The sequence below is a fragment of the Winogradskyella epiphytica genome (assembly GCF_003217215.1).
GTDB classification, from domain to species: domain Bacteria; phylum Bacteroidota; class Bacteroidia; order Flavobacteriales; family Flavobacteriaceae; genus Winogradskyella; species Winogradskyella epiphytica.
The window spans coordinates 840,299-854,257 of the sequence record NZ_QJTD01000001.1 but is presented as its reverse complement, the minus strand read 5'-3'; the positions used below and the strand labels follow the sequence as shown (position 1 = coordinate 854,257).

Annotated in this window: 11 protein-coding genes; 7 read left to right on the top strand and 4 right to left on the bottom strand. The window is 32.6% G+C overall.

What is annotated here, in order from left to right:
- The first annotated feature begins 179 nt into the window (after positions 1–179).
- A complete protein-coding gene (gene lepA, locus DFQ11_RS03775) occupies positions 180–1,976 on the top strand; it encodes a translation elongation factor 4 (RefSeq protein ID WP_110474408.1) in 1,797 nt (598 codons plus the stop codon).
- A gap of 81 nt (positions 1,977–2,057) precedes the next feature.
- Here the strand turns inward: lepA and DFQ11_RS03770 are convergent, their stop codons facing one another.
- A complete protein-coding gene (locus DFQ11_RS03770; RefSeq protein WP_110474406.1) occupies positions 2,058–3,917 on the bottom strand; it encodes a cation:proton antiporter in 1,860 nt (619 codons plus the stop codon).
- Between the two features lie 194 nt (positions 3,918–4,111).
- Positions 4,112–4,432 (bottom strand): DUF202 domain-containing protein, encoded by a 321-nt coding sequence (locus DFQ11_RS03765; RefSeq protein WP_110474817.1) that lies wholly within the window; start codon positions 4,430–4,432, stop codon positions 4,112–4,114.
- 249 nt (positions 4,433–4,681) lie between these two features.
- Here DFQ11_RS03765 and DFQ11_RS03760 point away from each other — a divergent pair, with 249 nt between their 5' ends.
- The 6 genes from DFQ11_RS03760 to DFQ11_RS03735 all read left to right on the top strand — a co-directional run bounded on the left by DFQ11_RS03760 (position 4,682) and on the right by DFQ11_RS03735 (position 12,305).
- A complete protein-coding gene (locus DFQ11_RS03760; RefSeq protein WP_110474404.1) occupies positions 4,682–5,542 on the top strand; it encodes an MBL fold metallo-hydrolase in 861 nt (286 codons plus the stop codon).
- A gap of 19 nt (positions 5,543–5,561) precedes the next feature.
- Entirely contained in the window at positions 5,562–7,166 is a 1,605-nt protein-coding gene (locus DFQ11_RS03755) for a S8 family serine peptidase (protein WP_110474402.1), read from the top strand.
- 142 nt (positions 7,167–7,308) lie between these two features.
- Positions 7,309–9,111 carry a M1 family metallopeptidase gene (locus DFQ11_RS03750; protein ID WP_110474400.1) on the top strand — a complete coding sequence of 601 codons (1,803 nt, stop codon included), beginning with the start codon at positions 7,309–7,311 and terminating at the stop codon, positions 9,109–9,111.
- A 39-nt stretch (positions 9,112–9,150) separates the two neighbouring features.
- Positions 9,151–9,600, top strand: a complete 450-nt coding sequence (gene rnpA / locus DFQ11_RS03745) for a ribonuclease P protein component (protein WP_373287841.1) — start codon at positions 9,151–9,153, stop codon at positions 9,598–9,600.
- Positions 9,601–9,673: 73 nt separating this feature from the next.
- Positions 9,674–11,308, top strand: coding sequence for a S41 family peptidase (locus DFQ11_RS03740; RefSeq protein WP_110474396.1), 1,635 nt, complete (start codon positions 9,674–9,676; stop codon positions 11,306–11,308).
- 160 nt (positions 11,309–11,468) lie between these two features.
- Complete coding sequence (locus tag DFQ11_RS03735) at positions 11,469–12,305, top strand: OmpA family protein (protein WP_110474394.1); 837 nt, start codon at positions 11,469–11,471, stop codon at positions 12,303–12,305.
- Here DFQ11_RS03735 and DFQ11_RS03730 read toward each other — a convergent pair.
- Entirely contained in the window at positions 12,298–12,765 is a 468-nt protein-coding gene (locus DFQ11_RS03730) for a GNAT family N-acetyltransferase (RefSeq protein WP_110474393.1), read from the bottom strand. The two genes, DFQ11_RS03735 and DFQ11_RS03730, sit on opposite strands and share 8 nt — an antisense overlap.
- Positions 12,759–13,193, bottom strand: a complete 435-nt coding sequence (gene rpiB, locus DFQ11_RS03725) for a ribose 5-phosphate isomerase B (protein WP_110474390.1) — start codon at positions 13,191–13,193, stop codon at positions 12,759–12,761. Before rpiB ends, DFQ11_RS03730 begins: the two co-directional genes overlap by 7 nt.
- Positions 13,194–13,959: the final 766 nt, after the last annotated feature.

Below are 13,959 nucleotides of genomic sequence, written 5' to 3'. Positions count from 1 at the left end.
AAGGTATATATTGAAAGAAAATGTCAGAGAGAAAGGGGTTTATTTACTTAGATAACATAAATTATTAAGGTTTAGATGGACATCTTTAGTTATCTTAGATTAGAAAAAATTTAACTAATCTAACACTTAACTATCTCTAACACCACTTTTAGATCATTAACAACTGTTAATAACAACACATGAAAAACATTCGTAACTTTTGCATTATTGCACATATTGACCACGGAAAAAGTACTCTTGCCGATCGTTTATTAGATCATACAGGTTCTGTGACCGCTCGAGAAAAACAAGATCAATTATTAGATAATATGGACTTGGAGCGTGAACGCGGAATTACTATTAAATCGCACGCCATTCAAATGGATTATATCTATGAAGGCGAACATTACGTATTGAATCTTATAGACACTCCTGGTCACGTGGATTTCTCATACGAAGTATCTCGATCTATTGCCGCTTGTGAAGGCGCTTTATTGATTGTAGATGCTGCTCAAAGTATTCAGGCACAAACTATTTCAAATTTATATTTAGCCTTAGAAAATGACTTAGAAATCATTCCAGTTCTAAATAAAGTCGATTTACCAAGTGCTAATCCTGAAGAAGTTACAGACGATATTGTTGACCTTCTAAGTTGTGATCCTTCTGAAGTAATCCATGCTAGTGGTAAGACTGGTTTTGGTGTAGATAATATCTTAAAAGCGATTATTGAACGTATTCCTGCTCCAAAAGGTAATGTCGATGAACCTTTACAAGCCTTAATTTTCGATTCTGTTTACAATACTTTTAGAGGAATTGAAACCTATTTCCGAGTATTTAATGGTGAAATTAAAAAAGGTCAAAAAATTAAATTCGTTGCTACGGATAAGGAGTATTATGCCGATGAGGTAGGTACCTTAAAATTAACGCAACACCCAAAACAAAGTGTAAAAGCTGGTGATGTAGGTTATTTAATTACTGGTATTAAAACTGCAAAAGAGGTAAAAGTTGGTGATACTATTACAGATTTCGCTAATCCAACTACAAATATTATTGAAGGTTTCGAGGATGTAAAACCAATGGTATTTGCAGGGATTTATCCTGTAGATACTGAAGATTACGAAGAGCTTCGAAATTCTATGGAAAAATTACAGCTAAATGATGCGTCTTTAGTATTTCAACCTGAAAGCTCAGCAGCTTTAGGCTTTGGATTCCGTTGTGGTTTCTTAGGTATGTTACATATGGAAATCATTCAAGAACGATTAGAACGTGAGTTTGATATGACTGTAATTACCACAGTCCCTAACGTATCGTATCACGCTTACACAAACAAGAATCCAGATGTTCCTTTTATCGTGAACAATCCAAGTGATTTACCGGAACCAACTACCGTAAATCGTGTAGAAGAACCATTTATAAAAGCGACCATTATTACGAAAGCTGACTTTGTTGGTAACGTAATGAGTTTATGTATTGAAAAACGTGGAATGATCATTAATCAAACCTATTTAACTCCAGAACGAGTTGAATTGACCTTTGAAATGCCACTTGCAGAAATTGTCTTTGATTTTTACGATCGTTTAAAAACAGTGTCTAAAGGTTATGCCTCTTTCGATTATTCGCCAATAGGTATGAAAGTATCTAAATTAGTGCGTTTAGACGTTTTATTAAATGCGCAACCTGTTGATGCCCTTTCTGCTTTAATTCACGCAGATAATGCGCAACATATTGGTAAAAAGATGTGTGAAAAGTTGAAAGAATTAATCCCGAGACAACAATTTGATATTCCAATCCAAGCAGCGGTTGGTGCAAAAATTATTTCTCGTGAAACTGTAAAAGCCCTTCGTAAAGATGTAACGGCAAAATGTTATGGTGGTGATATTTCTCGTAAACGTAAACTTTTAGAAAAACAAAAGAAAGGTAAAAAACGTATGCGTCAAATAGGTAATGTTGAAATCCCACAGCAAGCGTTTATGGCTGTTTTGAAATTGAATGACTAAATTCAGTTCTTATTAACAATAAAAAAAAGAGATTCCTATATGAAGGAATCTCTTTTTTATTATAGCTATTTCAACGGAAGACTACATATCATCTTCATCATCATTAGCCAACTTTTCAACATCAAAAGGTTTACCCAAGTATACTAATTTAAAGTTTTGACCAACCTTATCGGCTTCGTTATTATGAAGTGAAATAATATGAAGTTCGCCTTCATCATCCTTCAAAAATAAAGGAATCATATTATTGTCCTTACTTGCCATTGCTATAAGACTCTTATAATGCTCTACATCCTCTATATCTATCTCTTGAATCGCCGGATATTTACGAGTCACTTCTATCAGATTAATATAATCATCTGTAGGTGAAAATAATCCTTCTTTTGGGCTCACATCTGGATTATTCATTTCATCTGAAGTCACTAATCTGTACGCCCCGTTTTCTCCAAATTCTTTACCAAACTTTTCAATCACATAAGCATTAATATCCGAGTTTCCGGTCATAGCCATGATATATCCTACATCATTCAATTCGATATTATCAGATAATGAATCTGAATAAATATTAGTGTTTATAGCCTCTAATCCTAACTCATGAGCTTTATCAATGTTATTTTGGTTGTTATCTATTAACACCACGTGTCTATCGTTATTAACCAAATAATGACCTAATAATCGTGATAATTTAGAAGCACCGACAATTAATATTCCATCTGATTTCGTTAAAAATACACCAATTAATCTCGCAAATAAACGCGCTGTAGTAGCGTTAAGAAGAACGGTTCCTAAAACTATCATAAAAACTAAGGGTGTAATATATTCAGCCCCTTCAACACCCTGACGCATTAGTTTACTTCCAAAAAGTGAAGCGATACCGGCAGCAACAATACCACGAGGACCCACCCAACTAATAAAGATTTTTTCGTTTAGATTCAGCTTAGAACCATGAGTGCTTACAAATACTGAAATAGGCCTTATAACAAATACAACTATTGCAAAAAGAATCGCCGTTTTCCAATTATAAAGCAGTAACATATCATCAATATCGATATTTGCTGCTAATAGAATAAATAAAATGGAAATTAGTAATACGCTAAGTGATTCTTTAAAGTATAATAATTCTTTGAGGTTCTCTATTTTACTATTTCCTAAAACCATTCCCATTACCACAACAGCTAATAAACCAGATTCGTGTGCAAATAATTCCGATTCAACAAATACCAGTAAAACCGTTGAAAGTGACACCACATTTAATAAATAATGCGGTATAAATTTTTTATTAATAGCATAAGCTAAAGCATGTGCGAACGTAAATCCAAAGGTCGTTCCAAACAATACAATTTTACCAAATTCTAAAAGAGCTGTTTTTGTGAATCCACTATCACCTCCAACACTAATAAATTCAAACACCAAAACCGCCACTAAAGCACCAATAGGATCTATAAGAATACCCTCCCACTTTAAAACGGTTGATACGTCTTTTTTAAGCGGAATATTTCTAAGTATTGGGGTAATAACCGTAGGTCCGGTTACAATTATAAGACCTGCAAATAGAAATGAGATATCCCAACTTAGATTAAAAACATAATGCGCTGTAATTCCAGCTCCGAAAAAAGTGATTGCAGACCCAACTGTAATTAGCTTAGTAATTACTGGTCCTACATTTTTAATTTCAGATCGTTTTAAGGTTAAACCACCTTCAAATAATATGATACTTATGGCCAACGAGACGAAGTAATACAAACTCTCACCGGGAAATAATCCTTTTTTACCATTCCAAATGGGTTCAATCCATTTTGTTCCATCTGCACTTAAAAATTCTGCAGCTATAGGTCCAACCAGTAATCCAATTAATATTAGAGGTAAAATCGCTGGAATATTGAATTTCCATGCCACCCATTGCGCTAATATTCCAAGAATTATAATTCCGGCTAATTCAATCATATAATTTGTTTTTGGTGAAAATACTAAATTCTGTTTTTATAAAAGTCCTGAAAAAGACATATAAATGCTCAAAAAAGGGAATAAATGCTCTGTTTTTTATTGAATTTATCTGTTTTTCAATAAAATATAGAATGGAGCTAATCAAATATTAAATGCTTATTAAATCTAAAACGATTTATAAAATTAGTATGAAATTACTCACTTTTTTCTGCTTCTTTTTCTTCAGATTTGTAATAAACTCGTTTTAAACTCTTTTTTAAAAGAGTGAAACGATATATGCCTATTATAAAAAAGATAATGCTGAAAACTAAGGCGGTTAATGCTAAATAGTCAAAATTTGTAAATTCTCTAACCTGGTAAAATCCAATCGCACCTAAGAGTAAGTAGAGAGACGAACGTATATAAGATAAAAGAGTACGTTCGTTAGCCAAGCGCGTTCGTTCTATGGCAAGATAGTCTCTTAAAATTACTTCTTGATCTGGCTCAAAATCCCGTCCAAATCGCAATAATTTCATTTTCGTTATTTTCAACGGTGATTTCGATATACGTTTCATCTTCATTTTATTTTGTTCCAAATTCAAACTTAATTAAATAGCAAAATTATCAAACCTGCCATCCGAATAGTTACCTAAATGTAATTATTTTTAAAGTGAGTTTAAAATGCAATCCTCTCAATTGTTAAATATCCACTAATTATTTAGACTTTACTCGATTTAATTTAGGCACTTTTAGTATTTTGCGACTACTATCTTAAAACTACAAGAATGCAGTTATATCCTATAGAAACCGGTAATTTTAAGCTCGATGGTGGCGCTATGTTTGGTGTTGTACCAAAATCTTTATGGCAACGTACTAATCCTGCTGATTCTAACAATATGATAGATATTGCCGCTCGCTGTTTATTAATTGAAGATGGCGACCGTCTTATTTTGATTGATACCGGAATGGGAGATAAGCAAAGTGAGAAGTTTTTTGGCTATTATTACCTTTGGGGAGACGATACCATAGACAAATCACTCGCAGCTCACGGTTTTCACCGAGACGATATTACAGATGTGTTTATGACGCATCTGCATTTTGATCATTGCGGTGGCTCTGTTCAATGGAATAAAGACCGAACAGGATACGAAACAGCTTTTAAAAATGCACACTTTTGGTCTAATGCCGACCACTGGAAATGGGCAACAGAACCAAATAGGAGAGAGGTAGCGTCGTTTTTAAAAGAAAATATCTTACCAATGGAAGAAAGTGGACAGCTAAAGTTTACTGATGTTCCTGATAACCGTATTTTAAAAAATTCAGGATTAGGTTTTGATATATTCTTTGCTAATGGTCATACTGACAAACAAATGATTCCTATGATTCAATACAAAGGGAAAACCATTTGTTTTATGGCAGATTTATTACCGACCGTTGGCCATTTACCATTACCATTTGTGATGGGCTACGATACAAGACCATTATTAACTCTAGATGAAAAAGAGTCGTTTTTAAATATGGCTGCTGATCAAAATTTCTATCTATTTCTAGAACACGATGCACATAACCAAATTATTACGGTAAAGCACACTGAAAAAGGGGTGCGACTAGACGAAACATTTACTACTCAACAATTATTTAACTAAGACATAAAAACAAAAACTCATGAAATTTAATTACAGATTTATTGCCTATTTAGGTTTTGCCGGATCACTATTTTTTGGTTGTGGTAGTACTGGTGAAATCCTTTCAACTCCAATTGAAAATATAGATACACTACCTTTAAAAGTTACTGACTTAACAGAGGCTGAAAAAAATAAATGGGGCCATCTCGATCTTGTAAAAGATACGATTCCTGGAATGAGCGTTGAAAAAGCTTATACTGAAATCATACAAAACAAAAAAGGTAAAAAAGTGATCGTTGCGGTGATTGATTCGGGTATTGATATCGATCATGAAGATTTAAATGGTGTACTATGGACTAACAAAGGTGAAATTCCAAACAATGGAATTGACGATGATAAAAACGGATATGTTGATGATGTTCACGGTTGGAATTTCTTAGGTGAAGCCTACGATGAGCAATTAGAACATACAAGGATTGTAGCTGCTGGTGATACATCGCATCCTGATTATGATGCTGCAAAAGCACAACTCGATGAAGACTACCAATTATGGACAGGTCGTAAATCACAATACGATCAAATTTCACAAGCAGTTATTGGTGCAGATAAAGCTTTAGCTAAGCATTTAGGTAAAGAAGACTATACGCTTGAAGAAGTTAATAAAATTGAAACAGAAGATGAAGCATTGTCACAAGCTATTCAAGTGGCAAACGGAATGAATGCAAACGGATTAACTTTACAAGAAGCTACTGAAGAAATTAACGACGCTTTAGTGAGTATTAACGAGCGTTTAAACTTTCACTTAAATGTTAACTTCTCTGGACGAACTACAGGTGATGATATCAATGATTTTTCTGAAATTGGGTACGGAGATAATAACGTAAAACCAGTTAAGAAAGACGAATCTCATGGAACTCACGTTGCAGGTATTATTGCTGCAATGCGTAATAACGGAATTGGAATGAATGGTGTTGCAAACAATGTTGAAATCATGTCAATTAGAGCAGTACCAAATGGAGATGAGTACGATAAAGATGTTGCTTTAGCTATTCGTTATGCTGTAGATAATGGAGCGAAAGTTATTAATGGAAGCTTTGGAAAATCTTTTTCTCCACATGCCGATAAAGTAAGAGAAGCTATTAAATATGCATCAGATAATGATGTAGTGTTTGTTCATGCTGCTGGAAATTCAAGTGAAAATATTGATGTGGAACCTAACTTCCCAGATGATAATGTAAATTTTGTAGAAGTATCAGATACTTATATCAGAGTTGGTTCATTAACTTCTAAATATGGATCTAAAATGGTTTCTAATTTCTCTAACTACGGTAAAAAGAATGTAGATGTTTTTGCTCCTGGTTCTGCTATTTATTCAACTTTTCCAGAAAATGAATATAAAGCAATAAGTGGAACTTCTATGGCTGCTCCTGCAGTTGCAGGTGTTGTTGCTTTAGTACGTTCATACTATCCTAATTTAACAGCGGCTCAAGTAAAGCAAGTTATTTTAGAATCTGGCCTTCCATTAACAACTAAAGTCGTTGTTGGAGGTGATACTTCTAATGTAAAACCGTTCTCAGATCTATCAAAATCTGGAAGAATAGTAAATGCTTACAATGCTTTAATAATGGCTTCAAAAATAAAATAAGCCTTTATAATTAATAATTTTATTGCGAGATGCGTTACCTACTTAGAGTAATTCATCTCGCAATAATGTTTATAAAAAACCCTCTTAACTAACGTTCAGAGGACTTGTATTTCAAACTGTAAATTGATTAAAATTAAATATTATGAAACATTTTATTCTTAGCCTTTTTTCACTTGCTTTAATAACGTCTTGTGGTGCTTCAGAATCACCAATTTTAGACGCTAAGCCAGCAAGTAAAGCAATTAACGGCTATTGGCAACAACATGTAGATTATTCTATGGAAATAGACATGGATGTCAATAATTACCAATATCAAGGAAAGCAAAAATTGGTTTATACCAATAACTCGCCTGATGTTCTAAATCGTGTGTATTACCATTTGTATTTTAATGCTTTCCAACCTGGAAGTGAAATGGATGTACGTTCTCGAACAATTAAAGATCCAGACCGTAGAGTAGGCGACCGTATTAGTAAATTGAAGCCAAATGAAATTGGTTATATCCATGTAAATTCATTAAAACAAAACGGAACAGCACTGAATTATGAAACTGTGGGTACCGTTTTAGAAGTACAATTAGATAGACCTATTCAACCAGGTGAGAAAGTTACTTTTGATATGGATTTTGATGCTCAGGTTCCTGTTCAAATTCGTCGTTCTGGAAGAAATAGTTCTGAAGGTGTGGCTTTATCAATGGCACAATGGTATCCTAAATTAGCTGAATACGATGATGAAGGATGGCATGCAGATCCTTATATAGGAAGAGAATTCTACGGAGTTTGGGGAGATTTTGATGTAAAACTAACTATCGATAAAAATTATATCGTAGGTGGAACTGGCTATCTTCAAGGAGAACCTAAAGTAACAGGATCAAAGAAAATACATCATTTTAGAGCACCTAAAGTTCACGATTTTACTTGGGCAGCCGATCCTGATTATATACACGATACTTACCAAATGCCAAACGGACCTTTACTTCATTTTTACTATAAAAAAGATTTAGAACAGAAGTATCTTGACAATTGGAAAAAATTACAAGAAGATACTGCTAAACTTATGGACTATTTTACCGAGCATATTGGAGATTATCCTTATGATCAATATTCAATTATTCAAGGTGGAGATGGCGGAATGGAGTATGCTATGTGTACACTTATCACTGGAGAGAGAAGTTACGGAAGTTTATTAGGAGTTACCGCTCATGAATTGGCGCATAAATGGTTCCAATTTATGTTAGCAACTAACGAGTCTAAACACGAATGGATGGACGAAGGGTTCACAAGTTATTATTCATCTTTAGCAATGAATCACGTTCAAGGTGGCAAGGAAGAAAATCCTTTAGCAGGTTCGTATAGAAACTATATTGCCTTAGCTAATTCTGGCGTTGAGCAACCATTAACAACTCATGCAGACAGATATGAATTTAACCAAGCTTATGGCGCATCTGCTTACAGTAAAGGATCTGTATTTTTAGGACAATTGGGTTATGTGATTGGTGAAGAAAATCGTGATGCTACAATCAAGAAATACTTCGAAGATTTTAAATTCAAACATCCAAAACCATTTGATGTAATTCGTACAGCAGAACGTATTACAGATTTCGAATTAGATTGGTATTTTATAGATTTCACTCAAACAACAAACACTGTTGATTACGGTGTGAAAGACGTAGAAGGAACGTCGATTACATTAGAAAGAATTGGATTAATGCCAATGCCAATAGATTTAACGGTTACATATACCGATGGAACTACAGAAGCCTATCATATTCCCTTACGTATGATGCGTGGTGTAAAGCCTACTACAGCTAAAGTAATTGAAGATTGGGCTTGGGCATACCCAACGTATACCTTTGATGCTAATAAAGCTGTAAAATCTGTTGAAATTGATCCATCTCAAATGATGGCAGATGTTAATCGTGATAACAATATTTTTACTATAAAATAAACAACTTAAAGATAAGTATAATAAAACCGCATCAAGTTGATGCGGTTTTCTATTTTTGTGACTATAGATATTCGTGTAATGAACTTCAAATATTCAAAAAAAGATAAATTAAAAAGCAAAAAGCTCATTGAGCAGCTTTTTACTGAAGGAAAGGCTGTAACCGCTTATCCACTTCGTTTGGTGTATCTTAAAACTGATTTTGATGATGGTTCTCAACTAAAAACTGGAGTCTCTGTTAGTAAACGTTTGCATAAGACTGCGGTGTCTAGAAATAGAATTAAACGTTTAATGCGTGAAGCTTACCGACTCAATAGGCCCTTATATTTTAACAATAGTTCTTCATCTTATGCGTTTATGATTTTGTACCTTAGTAAGGATGGAACAAGTTTTGATAAACTGAACCATAGCATGAAACATTTATTTAAAAAATTCTTTACCCAAATTAAGAAGTTTGAAAAAGAATTAGAGAGTAAAAATGTTGACCAATGAAATCCAATATTTAAAATCAACGTTTAAATATTTTAGATTCCATGTGACCTAAACACAGATTAAAAATTGACACATGAAAACACTTCTTCGTAAAAAAATAATACTTCCTGTTTTAGCCTTGCTTATTTTCTTTGGAACCACGGCCTTTAAGAATGATTTTTTTGAAATCGCTAAACAGATAGAAATATTTACAACCTTATATAAGGAAATTAACATGAATTATGTCGATGAGACCAATCCTGGAGAACTTATGGACACCGCCATTAAGAGCATGTTAAACGATTTAGACCCTTATACCCAATTTTATAACGAACAAGACGTAGAAGCATCGAGAATAAATAATTCAGGCGATTATACAGGCATAGGAGCAAAGATATTAACCTTAAAAGATAAATTAGTTGTCGTAGAGCCTTATAAAGATTATGCGGCGGATAAAGCTGGTTTAAAAGCCGGAGATGAAATTATTAAAGTAGATAATGTTACCGTAGCCGATTTTAAAGATGATGCGGCCAACCTTTTACAAGGAGCTGCTGGAACCGAAGTGTCAATTACTTATAAACGTCAAGGGAAAACGAATACGATTAAGATTATTCGTGAATCTTTAGAAATTAAAGCTGTTCCTCACTACTCTATGGTAGATGAAAAAACAGGTTATATAGTTTTAAGAAAATTTAATGATAAGGCGTCTGCAGAAACAATTAGTGCTATTCGTGCATTAAAAAATCAAGGAGCCACTCAATTAATCTTAGATCTTAGAGGAAATCCAGGTGGTTTATTGAATGAAGCTGTGAATGTTACTAACATTTTTGTGCCTAAAAACCAATTAGTTGTTACCACTAAATCCAAAGTAAAGAAATACAATAAAACCTATTATACACAACGTGATCCAATAGATACTGAGATGCCTTTAGTGGTTTTAATTGATGGTAGAAGTGCCTCGGCAAGTGAAATCGTTTCAGGTGCATTACAAGATATGGATCGTGCCGTGGTTGTTGGTACAAGAAGTTTTGGAAAAGGTTTAGTTCAGCGTCCAAAAGCCTTGACTTATGGCACACAAATGAAAATTACCATTTCTAGATACTATACGCCTTCAGGACGTTGCATTCAATCTTTAGATTATTCTGATAGAGATGAAAGTGGAAAAGCTAAGAGAACTCAACAAGAAAATTATAATGTATTTAAAACTAGAAATGGACGTGATGTTTTTGATGGAGGAGGAGTTCAACCAGATATTGAGGTAGAAAATTCTAAACATACACCGATAACAAAAGCGATTTATAATGAAAATTTAATCTTCGATTTTGCTACAAATTATTACTATAACAATAAGGTTGACGATTTAAAAAACTTCAAATTATCTGATTCAGAATTCAAAAAATTTAAAAACTATATAAACACAAGCGGTTTCGATTTTGAAACTAAGACCGAAGAAGCCCTTCAAAATGCTATAAAAATTGCTGAAGAAGAGGCTCTTGATGATCTTATTAACACTGAATTCAAAGAATTAACAAAAGCCTTAAAATCTTATAAAACTAATGCTATAGATAAAAATAAAGCTCAGTTGGTAGACTTATTAACAGACGAAATTATTAAAAGATATTTTTACAGTGAAGGATTATACACTTACTATTCGGCTAATAATACAGAAATTAATCGTGCCTTAAGTATTCTTAATAATCCAATTCAATATGCAAGTATTTTGAGATAGCAGTTAATTTTTTCTATATTTAACATCGCAAATTTTTTCAAATGCTAAGAAAATGCCTTAGTTTATGACGATATTGTAACTAACAAAATCTTATTTTTAAGCAAAAGATTTGATAAATTATGACTATTGGCTTGATCCTTTGAAATTATAAAAACAACACATGAAGTCCCTAATTGTTTTTTTAAGTCTGTGTTTTCAGCTTTCATTTGCTCAGCAAGAATTGAAACACGCAGTCTATTTTGAGACCGACCAATATCATATTCCCGAAACAGAGCACAGCAGACTTCTCTTATTTTTATCTCAAATAGAAAATATGGATATCGAAAAGATATCTATTTACGGATTTACTGATGATAGAGGAAGTGATAATTATAACCTTGTTTTATCCCAACAACGTGCTGATGCAATTAAAGAAGTCTTTTCGAACAACGAATTTGACGAATCTAAAATGACTAATGTTGATGGAAAAGGTAAAATTTTACTCAACATCATTCGTGAAGATGATCTTAAAAAAATTAGAGGATTAAACCGAAAAGTTGAAATTATTGTCACTCCAGTTTTCCCACCTAAACCAAAGGAAGTAAAGCCCGAAAAACTAAATGCTGAAGACCTTTTAAAAGGAGATTTAAAAGAAGGTGATAAGATTTTATTAGATAATTTACTATTTAGAACAGGTTATAGCTATCTCACTAATGAATCAAAGGTTGTATTAGATAGAATTGCCGATATTCTCGCAGAACGCACAAATATTTATTTTACAATAGAAGGACATGTTTGTTGTACTCAAGGTGAAAGAGATGCTATAGATCGTAAAACGAAAAAGCGCAATCTTTCAGTCGCCCGTGCTAAATATATCTATGATTATCTAGCAAAAAAAGGCGTTAGACCATACCGCATGAAGTTTGTTGGTATGCGTAGAAAAATGCCGCTTGGTGGCGAACCTCGATTAGATAGACGTGTAGAGATTTTAGTCACTCGTATCTACGAAACTAAATAGATCGTAGCATAGCAATATGCGGAATTCCATCTTCTAAATATTCCTCGCCAACTTCGTAAAATTCTAAATTATTATAAAAGGATTTCAAATAAGTTTGAGCTGAAATTTTAATTTTTGTTTCGTTATAACGTGATTTAATAGCTTCAATAGAAGCTTTCATGATATCGTAACCATAATGGTGTTTTCTTTCACTTATTAACACTACAACTCTTCCTATACTTGCTTCTTCAAAATAAAATCCTGGCTTAAAAACTCTTGTATAGGCCACTAATTTATCATCTTTAAAACCTAATATGTGCAAGGCTTTTTGATCTTTTCCATCAATATCCTGATACACACAGTTTTGCTCAACAACAAAAACTTCACTTCGCAATTGAAGCACAGCGTACAATTCCTGAGTACTTAATTCTTCAAAAGATCTAACTTGAATTTTAAGTAAACTATTAGCTTTATCTAGCATCCAGCAGGAATCTTATCAACACGGTTTTGATGGCGACCACCTTCAAATTCAGTTTCTAGGAAAGTATCTACCATTTTAAGTGCTTGTGGAATAGAAGTAAAACGTGCTGGAATACAAATAATATTAGCATTATTATGTAATCTTGTTAATTCAGTGATTTCATTTGTCCAACAAACCCCAGCTCTAACATGTTGATATTTATTAGCGGTCATAGCTACACCATTAGCACTTCCACAAATTAAAATACCAAAATCAACTTTTTTAGCTTCTACATCTTTAGCTACAGGGTGAACAAAATCAGGATAATCAACACTATCTAAAGAATCTGTACCATAATTAGTTATAGTATGTCCTTTAGCTTCTAAATGTTTTAAAATAGCAAATTTATACTCTGGCCCTGCGTGATCGTTACCTATTGAAATAGTCATTTTCTAATATTTTTTATTGTCTTTTAAAGTAGTTAATAAGCTTGTTAATATCCTTAGTATATTAATTTTTTACGTTTCATACTGATAGACAATTATTTAATTAACTTTAAGAACACAAAGTTACAAATAATTAAAGTTGGTTAATAGAAATGCTCATTACTTGTTAATAACTGTTCACAAGTCTTGAAAAGAAAAATTAGGAATATTCATAAAATTTTTCAAACCAAAACTCGGTTGTAATAACCTAATTAGTTAGCTACTTTTTTAAAATAAGTTATCAAACTAAAATTGGACAGTATGAACAGTATTTTACAAAAAACATATCAATGAATTCTATTAACAACACTTATTAACAGCTGTTAATAGCTTTTAAGATTTCCTTAGAAATGAAGTCTTTACAGATGAATAAATTGTTAACTAAAGGCTAACAGAATGTAAATTGGATCATATCAAAATAAAACATCAAAAAGTTATAGCCATTATTAACAACCTATAATAAACATCATTTTATTTTTTAAAATTTAAAAGAAAACTGATTATATGTATATATATGTTGATAACTGAAAAAATATCTCTGGAATGAAATTTCTTTTAAAAACGATAAGAAGAAAAATTCTCAATTAAACTTTAAGATCTGTCTATATTGAATCTCTTTTTATTAATTTAACATTAGCTAAACACGATTAAGAAATTAAAACGTAACTTTGTACGAAACTTAATAACCTCTCTTCGCTAAAGTTAAGTTTTAAAGAACATAGTTATTCCT